Origin of the sequence: Neobacillus muris, assembly GCF_943193175.1 — a bacterium.
Classification (GTDB): Bacteria; Bacillota; Bacilli; order Bacillales; family Cytobacillaceae; genus Neobacillus; species Neobacillus muris.
In genome coordinates this window covers 43,112-61,509 of sequence record NZ_CALPDF010000027.1, presented here as the reverse complement: position 1 = coordinate 61,509, position 18,398 = coordinate 43,112, and the positions used below count along the sequence as shown (strand labels likewise).

The window sequence follows — 18,398 nt, the reverse complement described above, 5'->3', positions numbered from 1 at the left end:
TATATCATATTAACGCGGTGAATTAATAAAGAATAAAGATAAAATAAAAGCTGTCGAAGGTTTTTCGACAGCCTGAGGAACCCTAAAGGTTCCTTTTACTGAATCAAATCGAAAATTTCAATTGTGATCATATCAATATTATCAAATTGATATCGTTTCGGTTTTTCCTTGTCATTGTAGACTTCCAGCTCATATGTTTCCGTCTTTGGATGATAGGTTACCTGACATTTTCTTTCTCCGTTTACCTCAAAATACCTTTGGGTAGGTTCACCATTATTTGATTGTTCTTGAAGATTTTTCAGTCTTGTTAATATACCTTGAAGTTGTGACATAACTCCTGCTCCTTTCAAACACAAACAAGCTTCTACGATTAGGTTTCTCGGAATGGCCTGTTTCTATCCTATTGTATCAATGGTTTCCATTAGTTGGTACCATTAAAAATAAACGCCTCATAAAAAGAATAAATTAATGGATTCCATTTGTCCAAGTAAAAATGAAAAAAATGCATGATTTTTTCATCCTGCCAAGAAAAATAGGTCTCCACGGTGAACGAGAGACCTATCAATAAAAAGCTGTAGCAATAAAAAAAATGATAAATAAGAGCAAGGCAAAAAAGATGCCATATGACACAAATATTGGATTACTAATATAGGCATGTTTTTGAATTGGTTTCGCTATTTGAGAATCCATATTCCCGTCTGCTGTCCTTTGCTGCCTTCCGCTGAGAAATGAATAAACAAGTGAAATGGCAAGAAGGCCCGCAATCACAATCGCAATAGTCAGTTCAAACAGATTCATGAGTCATTCTCCTTTACATAAATGTAATGTTAAAATGCCTCTTACTGACAAAAACTATGCAGGTGGATTCTTACAGCAAATCATCATGCTCGAAAAGATAACGATACGAAATATCAATAAACAAATAATTGTTTTCGAATACCGGCAAAGAAAAGGTACGGACGGATTCTCCAGTTTCAATGTCACAATATAAATCAGAGAGAATCCCTTTTCTGTCATTTCTCATTTTTATGATGGTTTCTAAAAAATACGGCCGCCAGCTCCAGTTTTTATTTAAATATTCCATCTGTGTGTGCCAGCTGTCATCCCCTTTAAAAAGGTTGCCTGATACTTGGAAACCATCCTCATCACATATATACATGCGAAAAGCCATTTCATCCATCTCTTTGGCAATTGCCCTAAGCAGCTCCTCATAGCCGGCTTTTTTGTTTTTTACCACAATCTCAAGCACCTTTGTTTGTAACACCTCTGCCATTGAATAGACAGCTTCCAATTTACGTTTTTCGTAGAGGTTGAAATCATGGAATTTTTCTTTCAGCCGATTTTTTAACATATCAGGCGCCACGAAATCACTAGCAGGAGGAGACAAATAGAATCCTTGGTAGTAACGGCCGCCATTTTTCCAAGCAAACTGCAGCTGATAACTCATTTCAATATTTTCAAACAACAGGTCTGCGCCAATTTTTCTAGCCAGCAGCGAGATGGCGAACAGCACATCATTGAAGTTGGTTCCTGTTGAAGTCGATTTAAGGGCTTGTAAATTAATTTTTAATATGTCTGGCTCCAGACGGCCAATTCTTGTAAAAGAATAGCCTTCCCGTCCCAGCCTTGAAATGGCTATCTTAATTCCATATGTCCGATAATAATGCAGCAAATTGTCGAATTGATCCAAATCTCCTTGATATTGATGTTCCGATATTTCAAGTACAATTCTGGATAAACTTAATCCTCGTTTTTCAAATGCCAAAAGCTCCTGTAAAAAGGACTCTCCATAATCATACATAAGTAAATCGGCATCCCGATTCAGAAAAATTTTGACATCTTCATCCAATTCCAAGGCTTTCTCCAGGGCTTTTTTTACTAATAGCAAATCCACTTCATATTTATATTCATCCGGTATTTCATCATCATCGAAAAACGAGCCCAAGCTTATAATTTCTCCTTCTGATTGGAATCTCCCTAATACTTCATAGGCAATTACAAGCATTTCATCGGCACTAAAGATCGGTTGGAAATACGGAAATACACTGTCGAGATTAGAGAGAATTTCCAAAGCATCCATCCCGGTACCTCCAAAAAAGATTTTCCTCATTATACCATACGCCAAGGAACGATTGCTCGTTCTTTGCCAAAAGAAAACCATTATAACAAAATTCGATGTCTCAAATAATAATCAGAAGCCGACTGGCCAAATCAAAATGGTCCATATGTGCCGAAGCTCTTCAAAGGAGGGTTATGTTTGAAAAAGTTGTGGTTCATTGCCTCAATCCTTCCAATGTTTGGCTGTAATCATTTTGATGCAGCCATTGAGACCAGAACACCACATTCACAACCAGAGCAAACAATAAAAGAAAATCAGCGTATTCAGAGACAATTCACGATAGATGATCTTCAAGATCAAGTCATCCAGATAAAAAAACAAGAAAACGAAACGGAAGAAGTCGTTTTGCCTGCAAAGGAATCGGCCATGCTTGATGTTGTCCTGATTAAACAAAATCCGGAGCTAAGGTACGGCTGTGAAGTAACAAGCCTTGCCATGATGCTTCAATATGCCGGTGTCAATACGAATAAGATGGAACTTTATCGTTTGATAAAAAAAGACCCTGATCCACTGGTGAGGGCTAATGGCGATATCATTCGCTGGGGTAATCCACAGGATGGATTCGTGGGCGACATGACAGGCAGAACAGCAGGATATGCTGCCTTTGATCGCCCGATGATTGAATTAATTAATCTAAAACTTCCTGGCCGGGCGGTCAATCTCACCAATCAGCCTTTTAACCAACTTTTGCAGCATGTATCCAGCGGTTACCCAGTTGTGGTTTGGACAACTGGAGATTACCGCCTCCCTGATCGCTGGGAAGGATGGAACCACGGAAGGGAATACATTAAAACACCGCTCGACTTGCATGTGGTGGTCCTAGTTGGTTATGATGCCAACCATGTTTATTTAAATGATCCTCTTTCTGGGAGAAAACAGGTGAAAGTAAATAAAAATCAATTTATTACTGTCTGGAAGGCCATGCAAAGCCGGGCAGTCAGCTACAGATAGTAAAAAAGAACATGATACAGGGCATCTTTTGGCTTCTGTATGCATGTTCTTTTTAGTTTTGGAATAAAAACATATAAAAACCTTTTTGCTTGCAAACCAAACGGAGATATTAGAAAACGCTGCAATGGCTGCCACTAATTTTCCAAAGGAGGTTTAGTGAAATATGTCCCATAAATGGACAAGAAGAATTCTCGTAAAACGATTCATTGGATTCATCTTAGCCGTTCTAGGCATAGGTGCAGGAGGCGTTTTCTATGCCAACCGCATCGAGCCGTCCCTTCTTGATGTACAAGAACTGCAAATTAAACATCCATTAATCCCAAAAAGTTTTGACCGGATAAAAATAGTCCAATTTAGCGATACACATTTAGGCTTCCAATTTACCCTTTCGCAGCTTAAAAAACTAGTTAATAAAATTAACCAGCTAAATCCGGACATTATTTTCTTTACTGGAGATTTAATGGACGAACCTAATAAATTTACCCAAATAAATGAACTATTGCCGATCCTAAATAAATTAACTGCCCCTTTGGGGAAATATTGTGTGTTTGGCAACCACGACCATGGAGGCTATGGCTCAGAGTTATATAGGAATATTATGGAAACGGTTGATTTCACCGTTCTTTTAAATCAAGCCCAGCCAATTCGACTGTCTGATGGGAGCAGTATCTGTTTATTGGGCATAGATGATGCCATGCTTGGCAAACCTGATTTTACCCAAACTTTAAAAAATGTCCCCGATAACCAGTTTAAACTGCTGCTTTCCCATGCACCCGACCTTGCGGACACAGCTGCCAAATACGGAATCCACTGGCAAATCAGCGGTCATAGTCATGGCGGCCAGGTGAAAATTCCTTTTGTTGGAGCTTTAGTAACCCCTCCCTTTGGTCAAGCTTACCCTGAGGGGCTCTATACAATTGGAACAGGCCAGCAGCTTCATCTCTATGTTAATCGAGGGATTGGAACCACCAGACTTCCATTTAGATTCATGGCGGAGCCGGAATTAACAGTATATACATTGAGTACTGATAAAAAATAGAGACTGATTTGGCTTTTAAACCGCTATTTTTAATCAGCCTCTTGTTATCAAGTTCATTGGGGCATTAAAAAAAGAGACTCCAGCTCGTTCTCAGGAATGGGTTTTGAATAATAATATCCTTGAATTTTGTGGCATCCAGCCTTTAAAAGAAGGTCTTTCTGCTGCTGGTTTTCTACACCTTCAGCAATGACCTCCAATCCAAGACTTTTTCCCAGGTGAATAATGGTAGTGGTAATAGCAGCATCCTTTTCATCAGTCAAAATATCTCTTATAAAGGACTGATCGATTTTTAGTCCATCAATAGGAAATTGCTTCAAATAACTTAAAGAGGAATAACCTGTCCCAAAATCATCAACTGCAATGGAAATGCCCAGCCTCTTTAATTTATTTAAAATCGGGATGGTTTCACTGGTATCACTCATTGCCCCTTCCGTAATTTCTATTTCCAGCGAAGCAGGAGAGATTTGATAATTTTTTATTGCCCACTCGATAAACGGAACAAGATTTGACTGTTGAAATTGCTTGGGTGATATATTAACGGCCACACGGATATCTGAATAACCCTTTTCATTCCAACGTTTTATTTGACCGCAAGCTTGTTCAATAACCCAGTATCCTATTGAAATGATAAGACCGGTATCTTCTGCCAGAGGGATAAACACACTTGGCGGTATATAGCCAAAATCTTTATTTTTCCAACGAAGGAGCGCCTCAAAGCTTTTCACTTTTTCATTCATAACGGTCACTTGCGGCTGATAAAACAAGCTAAGCTCTTGTTTTTCCATCGCTTTTCGAAGCTGGGTTTCTAATGTAACCACATTGGTAAAAACAGATTTCATATCCGTCCGGTAAAATTGGTAATGCGCTTTTCCCCTTTCCTTGACCTGAAAGAGAGCCTCATCCGCATTCTTTATTAGCATTTCAGCATCCTTGCCGTCTAAAGGATACATACTGACTCCAATGCTTGGGGAAATAAAATATTCTTGAGAGTTGAAATAGAAGGATTGCGAAAATAAATGAAACACCTTGCTGACAAATCTGCTTGCTGCCTGTCTATTGGTATTTAACAGCAAGATGCTGAATTCGTCACCGCCTATCCGGTAAAGAAGGCATTGGTTATTTTGAAACTGCGATAAACGGACAGCAACACCTTTCAATATTTCATCCCCTGCGAGGTGTCCAAGTGTGTCATTTAAGTGTTTAAAACGATCCAAATCAATGGAGATGAGTGCAAATTCTTGCGATTTCTTTGCAGGTGAATCCATTTGAGCATTTTAAATGATCAAGCAGTGCCCTTCGATTAAACAGTCCCGTTAATTGATCATGAAACGCCATAAACCTGATCATTTCCATATTTTTCGCATGTTCCGACAAATCTTTTAATATTACGAAAAGTCCATCAATTTCGCCATGAATTACAATTGGCGCCGTCTTAATATGGACAATGAGCTGCTGCCCCTTGCTATGGATAATTTTGCAATCCAAAGATTCAAGCGGGTGCCCTGTACAAGTCTTTTCTATCATACTCTTGATTTTATCTAAATCCGTGTCGTGGATTAAATCATATATAGACCTGCTGGTCATTTGTTTTTCCGAATAACCGGTCAACATGGCGGCAGCCGGGTTGACCTCGAGTATTTTCCCCATTGGAGTGATTGAAAAAATCGCATCTAAATTATTATCTACAATGGAACGATACCTCTGTTCATTTCGGGCCATCTTTTTCTTTTCCAGTATTCTTTCCGTGATATCCCTTGTAACTCCAACCACATAACTAATCTCGTTTAACTCATTGAAGATTGGCGTTAGAATGGTTTCTCCGTAAACCTCATATTCTCCGTTATAAAAGAAGTGGTCATCAAATTTCGTAACCTTCTCGTTTTTCAACAATTTTTCATATTTTCGCTGGAGAATAGAAGCCCTGTTCCTGGGCAGAGCTTCTTGAAAACTTTTCCCGATCACTTCTGTGGATAGGTTTGCTTTAGACATTCCGGCTTCATTAATAAACAAGTAACGAAAAATTGGTCCGCTTTCAACCTTCATAACAAAAACCATATCATGTATATGCTGAAAAATAATATCAAAAATGATTTTTTGTATTTTTGAAGCTGACTTTCCCGTAACTAGTTCATTTGTCATAAACTGATTCATATCGTTCATGTCGTTATCCTCAAATCTTAAATTTGCTTTTGCCAACAAATTTCTATTTCCTGATTTATGATTAATATTTTACAATGAATTCGGAAGAATGTAAGTAAGAATAAAAATAATTGATTATTTTACAAAAATTTATTACAATTTTGAATTATCCAAGGCCAAGTCGGCTAAAATATCATTGTCAATAGTTAAAAAACACTATATTTAGTGTTAAAATACTAGGAGACATATTTCTATTTCCGTAAAAAAACGGTATAATGTAGTTGTTCTTAAAAGAAAGAAAGGAGACCCTATTTTGAATCCCGATCAAAGATATCCCCAAAATAAAACAAATCTAACCATTGATACCCTCGCGCAAGCTGTCTTTATCGTGAATCGCCATGCTAAGACAGCGCCAAACCCCAAATTTCTTTATAAACTAAAACAAGAATCATTAAAAAAGTTAATTCAAGAAGGGAAAGCCAAAAAAATCGGTCTGCATTTTTCTAAAAACCCACGAAACAGTCAGCAGCAGTCTGATGTTTTAGTGGAATGCGGAATGTATCTTTTCCATATGCCTCCTGCCAAAACTGACTTTACTCATCTTCCCCATCTAGGGAAATTAGATGGAAGGGTAAGAAATCCAAAGGCCTCGCTATCACTCCATACAGCAAAGGCTATTTTGCAATCTTATACAGGAATCAAGGAACAAGACCATATTCCTTCTAACCCGACCAAAAAACAACCATCCTATCAAAAACCAATTTTCAAGAAATTAGGCGAGAGATATTCTTAAAATAGGTTGGCAATCACAATCGACCATGTTTACTTTTCATTTTCAGCCCGCTTTCTGCACCCTTTCTTGAGCATTTTGTGAACGTTATCACAACCTTATAGACGGTTCCAAGTACCGGCATTACAATTAACTCATAGCAAGGATATATTTATTTTTAAGGGGTGTTTCAAGATGAGTGGTACTGCCATTCTTTTTCAAGACGAGCATGTGACTTTTATTGAAGATATTGATATTTCCGTCTATCAAGAAATCAAGGAGCAATGCGGCTGTAAAACGTGCAATTGCAAATTAGAAAGTAAAATAGTGAATTTAGGAGCCGTTTCTCCAGTTTACTGGCATCCTGATGATGTAGACTGGGATTATGGCTACTAACATATAGACTTCCTTGATGAAAACAGCCCGCTTAAGCGGACTGTTTTTCATTTTTATGATAGAATCTAATGAAGCAGGATAGTATTTTTTCGGGAAGGAATGGACAGCTATTGGAGAATCTGATCAATAATCGAGTGAAAAACATTGAAATATCGGGAATAAGAAAATTTTCTAATATGGTTGCCAATGTTGAGGGAATGATTTCATTCACCATCGGACAACCCGATTTTCCGACCCCTGAACATGTTAAACAAGCTGGCATAAAAGCGATTGAAAATGATTTTACCTCCTATACGCATAATGCAGGAACCATAGAATTAAGAAAGGCTGCTAGTGATTTTATGGCCCATAAGTACAATCTGCACTATCACCCTGAAACAGAAGTGATTGTTACACTTGGGGCGAGTGAAGCAATCGATATTGCCTTTCGAACCATCCTGACGGAGGGAACCGAAGTATTGCTGCCAGGACCTGTATACCCAGGTTATGAACCGGTGATTCGGATGATGGGCGCTGTGCCCGTCCATGTAGATATCCGAAGCCATCAATTCCGGTTTACATTAGAAGCGATGAAACCTTTCATTACTGAAAAAACACGCTGCATCGTGCTTCCCTACCCTTCAAACCCGACGGGAGTCAGCCTAACGGAAGCAGAGTTAAAGGAAATCGCCGATTTTGTAAAAGGAAAGGACATCTTTATCTTGGCTGATGAAATCTACAGTGAGCTAACCTTCGGCCATGAGCATACATCCATTGCCGGATTTTTGAAGGAGCAGACAATTGTGATTAACGGTTTGTCAAAATCACATTCAATGACCGGATGGAGAATTGGTTTTTTATTTGCACAAAAATCCATTGCTAAACATATATTAAAGGTTCATCAATATAACGTGTCATGTGCAAATTCAATAGCACAGAAAGCGGCCTATGAGGCGCTGACGGCGGGGATAAATGATGCTGAGGCCATGAGAAAGGAATACAGGGCCAGAAGAGATTATGTTGATCAGCGATTACATGCCATGGGGCTTGATGCTGTAATGCCGGATGGGGCGTTTTATTTTTTCGTGAAAATTCCAGAACAAATTTCATTGAATAGTTTTGATTTTGCTCTTGCACTTGCCAATCAAGCGAAAGTAGCAGTTATTCCCGGAAGTGCGTTTTCTCGCTTTGGTGAGGGGTATTTTCGGTTATCCTTTGCTTGTTCCATGGCCAATTTGCAGGAAGGGCTCGATAGAATCGAAAAATATTTTATCAGTCAATAGCAGCTGTCCATTAAGGGGGGGGCTGACACCACGCCTAGACCAATATATAGAATGGTTCAAAATACCCTCTATATATTTCGGGGTGGTGTCTGACCTCTTTGCTTTTTGGACAGCCTTTTTTGGTGCTAAGGATTCATTCCATTATATTTCCCATTATTTTTGGCTGCTTTTGCTTTTTTGGCCTTATCATGATGGATTTTGTTAGTATCGGCCGCTCCCATTTCATGGGCAAATTCAGCATTTATGGCTGCTGAATCAAAGCCTTTTTTGTTCTTCTGCTGTGGATCGTTCTTTTTTGTACGTTTAGCCATTCATCATTCCCCCTATCTGTACTTTATTTTCAATTTAATAAGGGGTTTTTATTCCTTCCATTTTGTGTCCGTTAGTCAATAAACCAATATTTATAAAGTGCCTGTGTACCGCTATTTTCTTCCCCGCGTTGGACTAATTGCTCATATAGTGATTTCGCCAAAGTTAATCCTGGCACTTCCATTTCCATTTTTTCCGCCTCGTCCAGCGCAATTTTCATATCCTTAATAAAGTGCTTTATGTAAAAACCTGGTTCGAAATCTCCTTTTAACATTCTTGGGGCCAAATTGCTTAATGACCAGCTTCCGGCGGCGCCTGTTGTAATACTTTTTAATACGTTTTCGGGATCAAGGCCTGCTTTTACTGCATAAACAATTGCCTCACTAACCCCGATCATATTGGACGCAATGGCAATTTGATTGCACATTTTTGTATGCTGTCCTGCACCGGCTTTTCCTTGGTGGACAATATTCGTACCCAGAAGCATGAGGATTGGACGTACAGCCTCAACAGCTGCTGTCTCTCCCCCGACCATAATTGAAAGTTTTCCATCTCTTGCACCAATATCTCCTCCTGAAACAGGAGCATCAATGGCTGCCATTCCCTTATTGGCAGCCTCACCAAAAATCTTAACTGCCAGCGACGGGGAAGAGGTTGTCATATCAATAAAATAGCAGCCAGGCCTTCCATTCGCAATCAAACCTGATTCGCTTAGATACACTTCTTCCACATCTGCGGGATAGCCAACCATAGTAATCACCACTGCAGCCTTTTCAGCTATTTCCTTCGGTGAATCAGCCCATTGTGCCCCTTTTTCCAATAACTCAGCCGCTTTTTGTTTCGTCCGGGAATTTACAATTAAAGAATAACCCGCTTCTAGTATATGGGCTGCCATACTTTTGCCCATAACGCCCGTTCCAATAAATCCAACCACTGTATTTTCTGGTGTAAGCAATGTAATCGATCCTTTCCTTTATATTCTTATTCATTTTAGCATGGCAGCAAGTATGAATGGCAATAAAAAACCGGCACTATTAGAATGTCCCGGTGTGAAATGATGACTCCATTATAATTCTGAAGAAAAATTGGTGAGATAGGCTCTGCCAAATACTTGTTTATTGTTATAGACTTCGATGGAAACGGCATGGTTGTTTTCAATCATGTCGTGAAGTTCATGAATATGTAAATCACGTTTTAAAGGAATCGGATCCATAAAAATATATTTTTCACTTTTGCTCTTTACCTCGATATATTCTCCATTTAAAACTTGGCCATCACCATAAACAATCTCATGTTTTCCGATTGCGGCTGCCAGCTTTGCATCATGAATCGTTACCTTTACCTTATATAATTGATGACCCTCCAATATTTCATTATTAATTCGAAATCTAAATTGAAGTTCATTGTTCTTCGTCAGCAAGGCATCTGCATACCGATTAACAATTAATTCATTAGAAAAGACTTGGCCGCATCCGGTGATCGTTAATGCAACAGCAAAAATTATGACTATCATTGCATAGATTCGAATTTTTGCCTCCATGTTTACCACTCCTTTATATGTTTACCATCGCCAAATAGTTCTTCCGATAAACATTAAAGAGGTAAATATCGATATTTATATTGCTTTGACCATGCCGCCATCTACTAAGAATGCACTGCCTGTCATATACGAATTGGCGTCAGATAAAAGAAATACGGCGACATTAGCAAATTCTTCGGGCGTTCCATAGCGTTTCAATGGGATGGCTGACTTGGCTTGTGCCTCGATTACCCCTATGTCTACTCCTTGTTTGTCGGCATTAACTTGATCAAGATGTTTTACCCTGTCTGTAGCAATCCTTCCAGGAGCTATTGTGTTAATCAGGATATTATCGGGAGCAAGCTCGGAAGCCAGCGTTTTGGAAAGCCCAATGATCCCTGTTCTAAAAGTATTCGATAGGATTAAACCAGGAATCGGCTCCTTTATTGAGGAGGAAGCGATGTTTAAGATTTTTCCTCCACGCTGTTTTAAGTAAGGGAGGGTCTCCCTAATCAACCGTATATAAGACAATAGATTTAATTCAAATGATGCCTGCCAAACATCATCAGACAATTCCACAAATTCGCCTGCTGGCGGTCCACCCGCATTGTTAACCAGCATATCAATTCTTCCAAAGGTTTCAATACATCTAGCTGCAAGCAGCTTTATATCGCTGGGCCTTGTTAGATCTGCCGCCTGATAAATAGCTTTTCCGGTTCCTATACTATTAAGCCTTTCTGCTTTTGGCTTTAATTTAGTTTCGTCACGGCCGGAAATGACTACATTTGCTCCCTCCCTTATTAACTTCTCCGCTATAGCAAACCCAAGCCCCTGACTTGAGGCAGCAACTAGAGCAGTTTTTCCTTTTAGATTGAAATCCATATTCATTTCTCCTCCTTTTTTGTTACAAGGTTATTATACAACATACAATAGAAAGAATAGTCTGATAAACACAAAAAAACCGAGACAGTTAACCGTCCCGGCAGAATCGAATATTAAAAAACATGAGCAAGATCTTTAGCTCGGTTAATGGCATTTGCCTTAATTTCCTCGGCTTTTTCAGGCACTGCATTATGCCCCTCGACAAATAATCCCTCAAGAGAAGGAATGCCAAAAAAACTCATGATAATTTTGATATAACGATGTCCCATTTCTAGTTCAGCTGCAGGCCCCTCAGAATAAAATCCTCCTCTAGCTTGGATATGCAGCGCTTTTTTGCCAGTTAACAGCCCAACAGGGCCTTCTTGTGTATATTTGAAGGTTTTGCCGGCAACTGCTACAGAATCGAGATATGCCTTCATAATGGGCGGAAATGAAAAATTCCACAATGGAGTGACAAAAATGTACTTATCTGCTGCAACAAACTGGTCACTTAGCTCATTTAACCTGCCGACTTTGTCCTTTTCCTCTAGTGAGAGGTCATCAAAGGCCTGGCCGGAACGGAGCTTCCCCCATCCACTAAACACATCTGCATCAATTTGAGGGATATTTTCCTTGTATAAATCAAGATGAATAATCTCGTCATTTGGATTTACTTGTTTATACGTATCGATAAACGCCTTCCCCGCTGCCATACTATACGATTGTGAATCATCATGAGGATGTGCCGTAATGTACAAAATCTGCGCCACTTGTTAATCCCCTTTCATTTTAGTTATTTTGCTTCATTCTAGTTTGAAACGAATGATTGCTTATTAACCATAGAAATAATGAAAGAATAAAATTTTGTCCAATTTTGAATGGGCAATTTTAATCAAGTAAACTTTTCCTACTTTTCAAAATATTTTTGTTGTCGATGGGACATATAGTGTATAATTATAGGCAGAAAGTCCCTAAATTCCTGATTGCCTGTTTCCTTTATAGGGATGAACGTCAGCGATGCTGATTGATAATTTATTTCAAACTTGTACAAGATAAACCTATCTGGAGGTGAATTTAGCATGGAACAAAAGCCATTCCATTATGATGGAAGTTTGCAGCCAAGTCCAGCAGAAAACAATCATGCTGTAAATGAGCCTTTCTTAATGACAGATGACATGCGCAAAAACATTGGAAAGAATCCTTATTCTCTTGAAACCAATGAATAAATAACGAACTGGGATGGATTTGTCAAACGGCAAATCCTTTTTTATGGCCTAATTATTTCTCAAATCAAAAAACAAGACCAGCTGCTAAAAGCCGGTCTTGTTTTTATATCTGACTAGATATTATTTAATTGCAGCATTTACTGCATCAATTACTTGGTCGGTAGTTTGCATATTAATGACTTCTTGAGCCAGCTTTTCCATATCGGACTTTTTCAAATTCTTGATCAGTGAACGAGCTTTCAGTATGGAAGTGGCACTCATTGAAAACTCATCGAGTCCAAGGCCCAATAGGATTGGAATAGCTGTTTCATCTCCAGCCATTTCACCGCACATGCCCGTCCATTTGCCTTCGGCATGTGATGCATCAATAACCATTTTCACCAGGCGTAAGATAGAAGGACTATATGGCTGATATAAATAAGAAACACGCTGGTTCATACGGTCTGCAGCCATAGTATACTGAATCAGATCATTAGTTCCAATACTAAAGAAGTCAACCTCTTTAGCAAATTGGTCTGCCAGGACAGCCGTCGATGGAATTTCTACCATTATCCCTAATTCGATTTTATCTGCAACCTTTTGTCCCTCAGATAGAAGCTTTTGCTTTTCTTCTTCCAAAATGGCTTTGGCATCCCGAAACTCACCTAAAGTTGCGATCATTGGGAACATGATTTTTAGATTTCCATAACTGCTAGCTCTTAATAGCGCCCGAAGCTGCGTACGGAAAATATCCTGTTCCTCCAAGCATAAGCGAATCGCTCGGAAACCTAGGAATGGGTTCATTTCTTTAGGAAGATTTAAATATGGCAGCTCTTTATCCCCGCCAATATCCAGTGTACGGACAACTACAGGCTTTCCGTCCATACCTTCTAAAACAGCCTTATAAGCTTCAAACTGTTCGTCCTCTGAAGGCATTTGGTCTCTTCCCATGTATAGAAATTCCGTACGATATAATCCGACACCTTCGCCGCCATTTTCGATAACACCCTTTAAGTCCTTAGGTGTGCCGATGTTGGCAACTAATTCTACATGGTGGCCATCCGCAGAAACAGATGGTTCATTGATCAATTTTGCCCACTCAGCTTTTTGCTTTTCGAATTGTTCATGGACATTTCGATATTCTTCCACTAATTCTGGAGTTGGGTTAATATGTACTTCCCCTTTAAGTCCATCAACAATGACTAAATCTCCATTATTAATTTCTTCAGTGGCTTCTTTCGTACCAACTACAGCCGGAATTTCCAGCGAGCGGGCCATAATCGCAGAATGTGAAGTGCGTCCGCCAATATTGGTCGTAAAACCTTTTACAAATTGGCGATTTAATTGGGCAGTATCAGATGGTGTTAAATCCTCAGCCACAATAATAACCTCTTCTGCAATCATGCTTGGATTTGGCAGCTGAACACCTAACAAATGGGCCAATACACGTTTGGTTACGTCACGGATATCTGCGGCGCGCTCTTTCATGTATTCATTATCCATTTGTTCAAACATCATGACGAACATATCTGCCGTTTCCTTAAGGGCAGATTCAGCATTTACCTTTTCTGCTTGTATTTTATCTTCAATGGGTGAATTTAACTCTGGGTCGCTTAAGACAAGCAAATGAGCCTCAAAGATTGCGGCTTTATCAGGTCCAAGGTCAACCTTTGCACGATCCCGAATCACTTCAAGCTCTGATTTTGCCTTTGCAATTGCAGCGCGAAAGCGTTCTACTTCAGCGGAAGGATTTTCAACAGTAGTCTTGTCAAAGGAAAGATTTGGTTCTACTAGACGGTATGCTTTAGCAATAGCGATACCATTTGATGCAGCAATCCCGTTTAAGAAAGCCATTATTCAGCCAAACCTTCCTTTTTCAAAAGTTCCTCTAAGCTGTTTAATGCATCATCAGCATCGTTGCCTTCTGCATTAATTTTAATATCTGCCCCTTTGCCAATCCCCAAAGACATTACACCCATGATTGATTTTAAATTAACTGTTTTCCCTTTGTACTCTAAAGTAATCTCAGAATTATATCTGCTTGCTGCCTGTACTAATAATGTTGCCGGTCTTGCGTGAATGCCGGTGTCAGCAACTACATGAAATTGTTTTTCTGCCATCATCAATCAAACTCCTTTAAATTAAAATACGCAAAAAAGGGAATTACCTTTTTCTATTTTGGCTTTGTTCAGCCATTTCATACAAATGATAGAATAGCATTTTTCTGTAGGTCTCGACAACTAGAAAGACTCAAAATTTGTGAAATAATGAGCGAAAAATTCTTTTTACATGTATTATGTCTGATTCTGGCAGAAAAAGCCCTAATTCCAGCTATTTTGTCACAATTTTGTTACTTTTTCCGCAACAATTTCCTCCTGTTCTTATCCATTTTATCCAATTCTTTCAGCTGCTGTTTTAAGTTCAAAATTTCTTCCTTCATAATTGCCTGATCTTCACTTGAAGAAACTTCTTCCCCATATCGGACCTTTTGATAAATATTCTTTGATTTTTCTGAACCAGTTAACCCAACCCTTTCCCACCATTCCCCAAGCGTTTCATATGGCAAACGGCCTAAACGAAGTTTATCTGCATATTTTTCCAGTTCGAAAATTTCTTTTCTAATAAGATCTTCCGGCGCGTTTCCCTTCTTGCGCCTGCGTGCTGAAGTACTGGACAAATTAGTGCCTTGCAAAATTTCCACTGTGTATGGAGAAACACCCGTATGTCCAGAATTTTTTAATTTTGTTTTTATAAGAAAGAAAATAACGATGGTCACTACGATCATGAAAAAAAATGTCAGCCATTCTTCTGTAATAAAGAAAGTGTGATCCGCAGTATATTCTCCTGCACCACCTTGAAATTCAGCAGGTTCTGGATCAAATTTATAGTCATCCTGTTTAATAAGGTTCATTAAAAACTGAATTAAACCAAAAATGGGAACAACAAGACTTGAAAAGAGCCAGGCTGCAGATTCTAAAATACCAAAAAAACCCATTTTTATCACTTTATACAGGAAGGTAACAGCTAATCCTGCTCCAGCCATAATGGAGAGAAGTTTAACAAAGTAAAGGACAAACTTTGCTTTATCATTAGTAATAGTCATCCACTTATTTAAAAATCCTCCAATCAAGATTATAATCAGCTGGAGAATAAGAAAATAGAGAAGGAAGCTTTGGTATGGATAATCGCTCAAAGCCGAGTAAATAATCGCAGCCACTCCAAATAAAAAAGCGAGCAGCAGTAATAATGCATGATTATACTGAACCATATCTTCTTCATATAGGACAGTTCCCCGCCAATAAATAAATAACCCTAAAAGCGCGAGGGTAAACAGCGGGAATCCACTTATGTTCCCAGCTATGAGCAATAGCGGGAAGATCACAATGAAATAAACATATTTTGCTTTTGATGGTATCTTCATCATGACGATCATATATGCTGCAAAACTAGGTAGACATAACGCAAGCAAAACCATAATCGGCGGTATTTCCTTAATATTGATAAAAAATAAGAAAATAAATAGGATACCAGCACACAATTCCATATTGAATTGATAGGTTAGGAGAGCAAGCTTTTTTATTATGAGAACCGCCTTCTTTCTTTTACCATCATTAAAGGCGCGAGCCGGCCATGCTCTTTCTCTATTGTTAACTCCAGAAGCCGGACTCCTTTTTGGGATTCATATACAAAGCTTTGATTGTTCTCTTCCGTTCTGATACCGGCATGAATCAGTACTGGCAGGCTGGCCAAATGCCGCTGATAAAAGGCAAGCATTGTCTGATAGGATACACTCGTACTATATGTACTGATTGATGCCAAAATCTCCAGAGCTTTTTGCAAATGCTCCCTGCCTTCCCCTTTAGGCAAATAGACAAATGGGACGTTCCCAGAGGTTCGTACATTTATGCATAACAGATAGGGAATGTTTTTATGAAAGGCAAAGTAGGCAAACTCGGCAATGCAGCTCAAGTATTCCTCAAGATGCCCTGACATGGAATGGCCATTTGAAATGTTAAAGGCTAAAGCTGTCCCCTTATCCGTTATTTTTTCATATATTTTCGTTTGCAAAACTTGCCTTTTGGCAGTCGCCTTCCAATGAATCTGATTAAAGCTGTCCGAAGGGACATAATTTCTTGTACCAATATGACCATTCCGATGCTGATAAATCGAATAGGGAACCGGACTCTCTCCTTGCCAGACCGATAACTGCTCATTTAATCCTTTAACAGGCATACGGTTAGGATAAACGACCGTCTGCTGCTTAATAAATGGGTTAAATTCTAACAAAGTTTCGCCAAAGCCAAACAAACTTGGGATACGCAGTTCGAGTTTACGGATTTTTGCGATACCTCTGGATTGAGCTGAAAAGGGGATCAAGATTTCCCTTGTTTGATGGGTGAATGACGTAAAAGGCACAGATATTTCGAATATAGAAAGGCTTGAGCTTGCATGTTCTCCTTCAGGGGCAACGAAGTGGTCAAACGTAATTCTCATTTCACCTTTAAGAATCGGAACCCCTTCGTTTTGAAATTTCAATCTCCATATCCCTTTTTCATCAATAAACATCCGATGTTTTTCATTTGAGTTTTCAAAATAAAACTGATTCCCAGCCTTTTTTAAATAAACCCGATTGATTAGGACAGCCGAAAGAAAAAAGACAGCAACGAACAGGACTAGTTTCGATTGCATGTATAGGCTGATCATGATAAGGAGAATTGCCACAAAAATGCTGCCTGAGATTTTCCCCTCCTCCATCACATATTTGTTCCATTTCATCCATTTGCACCTCCTGCTTCCACTGGAACAAGAGACGATTCAATGATTTCAGAAATGATTTCTTCTGGTGTTTTTGTTAGTGCCCCTTCAATCGACAAGTGAATCCGATGGCGCAGTACAAAAGGAGCCACAAATTTTACATCATCCGGAATCACGAAGCTGCGAGAATTTAAAAAAGCTTTACCCTGTGAGGCTCTCATTAACGCTAATGTTCCTCTGGGACTGGCGCCTAATTCAATATCAGGATGATTGCGGGTTTCCCTTACGATCGAGAGAAGGTAGGCTTCCACTTCCTCTGAAATCCGGGTTTCACTGACTGCTATTTTTAATTGTTCAATTTCGTTTACGGTAAATACTTGAAAGTTTTTTTCCTGTTGTTGTTTTCCGCGCTGAAGCTGCATCATTTTCCGCTCATCGTCATAGGACGGGTAGTCCACGTTCAGCTTCATAAAAAAACGATCCATTTGGGCAGCCGGAAGGGGGAACGTTCCTTGCTGTGATTCGACCGGATTCTGTGTGGCAATCACCATAAACGGAGTCTGTATTGGAAGGGTAATTCCGTCTATTGTTACCTGTCTCTCTTCCATAACCTCTAATAAACTGGACTGTGTTCTTGGTGTTGCCCGATTAATCTCATCTGCCAGAACAATATTGGCCATAATCGGTCCAGGGCGCAATTCAAACTCTTGCACCTTTGGATTAAAATACTGGATCCCAGTAATGTCGCTAGGAAGAACATCTGGTGTAAATTGAATCCTGGAAAACTTACCGCCAATCGCGGCAGCAAAACTTTTGGCAAGCATTGTTTTCCCCGTGCCTGGGACACTTTCAAGTAAAATATGGCCATTGAATAATAAGGAAATAGCCATTAATTCTATTTCTGCTTCTTTCCCAACGATTACTTTCGCTATTTCTTGTTTTAAACGATCTATTTTTTCGGCTGCCTGCATTCCATCAACTCCCGTTATTGTTATAGGCTTTAACATCTATTTTATCAAAATTTATGAATTTTCACATACAAAAAACAGGACCTTTAATCGAAGGTCCTGTCAG

General features: G+C 39.2%; 21 protein-coding genes. 6 read left to right on the top strand and 15 right to left on the bottom strand.

The genetic code is table 11. From position 1 onward, the window contains the following. Positions 1-95 precede the first annotated feature (95 nt). The 3 genes from NFS43_RS16505 to NFS43_RS16495 all read right to left on the bottom strand — a co-directional run bounded on the left by NFS43_RS16505 (position 96) and on the right by NFS43_RS16495 (position 2,080). Positions 96-332, bottom strand: a complete 237-nt coding sequence (locus NFS43_RS16505; RefSeq protein ID WP_042455977.1) for a YkuJ family protein — start codon at positions 330-332, stop codon at positions 96-98. A gap of 229 nt (positions 333-561) precedes the next feature. Continuing rightward, positions 562-798, bottom strand: coding sequence for a hypothetical protein (locus NFS43_RS16500; RefSeq protein WP_251553844.1), 237 nt, complete (start codon positions 796-798; stop codon positions 562-564). A gap of 70 nt (positions 799-868) precedes the next feature. Continuing rightward, positions 869-2,080: an EAL domain-containing protein gene (locus tag NFS43_RS16495; protein ID WP_251553843.1), complete on the bottom strand. Its 1,212-nt coding sequence runs from the start codon at positions 2,078-2,080 to the stop codon at positions 869-871. A 177-nt stretch (positions 2,081-2,257) separates the two neighbouring features. Between NFS43_RS16495 and NFS43_RS16490 the strand changes: the two genes are divergently transcribed. Continuing rightward, positions 2,258-3,070 carry a C39 family peptidase gene (locus tag NFS43_RS16490; protein ID WP_251553841.1) on the top strand — a complete coding sequence of 271 codons (813 nt, stop codon included), beginning with the start codon at positions 2,258-2,260 and terminating at the stop codon, positions 3,068-3,070. A gap of 163 nt (positions 3,071-3,233) precedes the next feature. After that, on the top strand, positions 3,234-4,109 hold the full coding sequence (locus tag NFS43_RS16485) for a metallophosphoesterase (RefSeq protein WP_251553840.1): 876 nt from the start codon (positions 3,234-3,236) through the stop codon (positions 4,107-4,109). A gap of 53 nt (positions 4,110-4,162) precedes the next feature. Here NFS43_RS16485 and NFS43_RS16480 read toward each other — a convergent pair whose 3' ends face one another. Both NFS43_RS16480 and NFS43_RS16475 read right to left on the bottom strand, forming a co-directional pair. Next, complete coding sequence (locus NFS43_RS16480) at positions 4,163-5,374, bottom strand: putative bifunctional diguanylate cyclase/phosphodiesterase (RefSeq protein ID WP_251553839.1); 1,212 nt, start codon at positions 5,372-5,374, stop codon at positions 4,163-4,165. Beyond that, positions 5,325-6,305, bottom strand: a complete 981-nt coding sequence (locus NFS43_RS16475) for a PAS domain-containing protein (RefSeq protein ID WP_251553838.1) — start codon at positions 6,303-6,305, stop codon at positions 5,325-5,327. Before NFS43_RS16475 ends, NFS43_RS16480 begins: the two co-directional genes overlap by 50 nt. A gap of 256 nt (positions 6,306-6,561) precedes the next feature. Between NFS43_RS16475 and NFS43_RS16470 the strand changes: the two genes are divergently transcribed. From NFS43_RS16470 to NFS43_RS16460, 3 genes are all read left to right on the top strand, one after another. Next, positions 6,562-7,041: a YkyB family protein gene (locus NFS43_RS16470; RefSeq protein WP_251553837.1), complete on the top strand. Its 480-nt coding sequence runs from the start codon at positions 6,562-6,564 to the stop codon at positions 7,039-7,041. Positions 7,042-7,212: 171 nt separating this feature from the next. Further along, positions 7,213-7,413, top strand: coding sequence for a hypothetical protein (locus tag NFS43_RS16465; protein ID WP_251553836.1), 201 nt, complete (start codon positions 7,213-7,215; stop codon positions 7,411-7,413). Between the two features lie 110 nt (positions 7,414-7,523). Further along, positions 7,524-8,675, top strand: coding sequence for an aminotransferase A (locus NFS43_RS16460; protein ID WP_251553848.1), 1,152 nt, complete (start codon positions 7,524-7,526; stop codon positions 8,673-8,675). Between the two features lie 125 nt (positions 8,676-8,800). On the opposite strand, the gene NFS43_RS16455 is transcribed toward NFS43_RS16460, so the two are convergent. The 5 genes from NFS43_RS16455 to NFS43_RS16435 form a co-directional block, all read right to left on the bottom strand. Beyond that, positions 8,801-8,986 (bottom strand): hypothetical protein, encoded by a 186-nt coding sequence (locus NFS43_RS16455; RefSeq protein ID WP_251553835.1) that lies wholly within the window; start codon positions 8,984-8,986, stop codon positions 8,801-8,803. Positions 8,987-9,057: 71 nt separating this feature from the next. Continuing rightward, on the bottom strand, positions 9,058-9,939 hold the full coding sequence (locus tag NFS43_RS16450; RefSeq protein WP_251553834.1) for an NAD(P)-dependent oxidoreductase: 882 nt from the start codon (positions 9,937-9,939) through the stop codon (positions 9,058-9,060). A 111-nt stretch (positions 9,940-10,050) separates the two neighbouring features. Continuing rightward, complete coding sequence (locus NFS43_RS16445; RefSeq protein ID WP_251553832.1) at positions 10,051-10,524, bottom strand: hypothetical protein; 474 nt, start codon at positions 10,522-10,524, stop codon at positions 10,051-10,053. 75 nt (positions 10,525-10,599) lie between these two features. Beyond that, on the bottom strand, positions 10,600-11,385 hold the full coding sequence (locus NFS43_RS16440; protein WP_251553831.1) for an SDR family oxidoreductase: 786 nt from the start codon (positions 11,383-11,385) through the stop codon (positions 10,600-10,602). Positions 11,386-11,498: 113 nt separating this feature from the next. Next, entirely contained in the window at positions 11,499-12,134 is a 636-nt protein-coding gene (locus NFS43_RS16435; protein ID WP_251553830.1) for an FMN-dependent NADH-azoreductase, read from the bottom strand. A gap of 309 nt (positions 12,135-12,443) precedes the next feature. Between NFS43_RS16435 and NFS43_RS16430 the strand changes: the two genes are divergently transcribed. Next, positions 12,444-12,590: a hypothetical protein gene (locus NFS43_RS16430; RefSeq protein ID WP_251553829.1), complete on the top strand. Its 147-nt coding sequence runs from the start codon at positions 12,444-12,446 to the stop codon at positions 12,588-12,590. A gap of 120 nt (positions 12,591-12,710) precedes the next feature. Here the strand turns inward: NFS43_RS16430 and ptsP are convergent, their stop codons facing one another. The 5 genes from ptsP to NFS43_RS16405 all read right to left on the bottom strand — a co-directional run bounded on the left by ptsP (position 12,711) and on the right by NFS43_RS16405 (position 18,295). Beyond that, positions 12,711-14,423 carry a phosphoenolpyruvate--protein phosphotransferase gene (gene ptsP / locus NFS43_RS16425; protein WP_251553828.1) on the bottom strand — a complete coding sequence of 571 codons (1,713 nt, stop codon included), beginning with the start codon at positions 14,421-14,423 and terminating at the stop codon, positions 12,711-12,713. After that, positions 14,423-14,689, bottom strand: a complete 267-nt coding sequence (locus NFS43_RS16420; protein ID WP_251553847.1) for a phosphocarrier protein HPr — start codon at positions 14,687-14,689, stop codon at positions 14,423-14,425. Before NFS43_RS16420 ends, ptsP begins: the two co-directional genes overlap by 1 nt. Positions 14,690-14,919: 230 nt before the next feature. Beyond that, positions 14,920-16,113 carry a hypothetical protein gene (locus NFS43_RS16415; protein ID WP_251553827.1) on the bottom strand — a complete coding sequence of 398 codons (1,194 nt, stop codon included), beginning with the start codon at positions 16,111-16,113 and terminating at the stop codon, positions 14,920-14,922. 35 nt (positions 16,114-16,148) lie between these two features. Further along, a complete protein-coding gene (locus tag NFS43_RS16410) occupies positions 16,149-17,345 on the bottom strand; it encodes a DUF58 domain-containing protein (protein ID WP_251553826.1) in 1,197 nt (398 codons plus the stop codon). Beyond that, positions 17,342-18,295 (bottom strand): AAA family ATPase, encoded by a 954-nt coding sequence (locus NFS43_RS16405; RefSeq protein ID WP_251553825.1) that lies wholly within the window; start codon positions 18,293-18,295, stop codon positions 17,342-17,344. The genes NFS43_RS16410 and NFS43_RS16405 overlap by 4 nt, the downstream gene beginning before the upstream one ends. Positions 18,296-18,398: the final 103 nt, after the last annotated feature.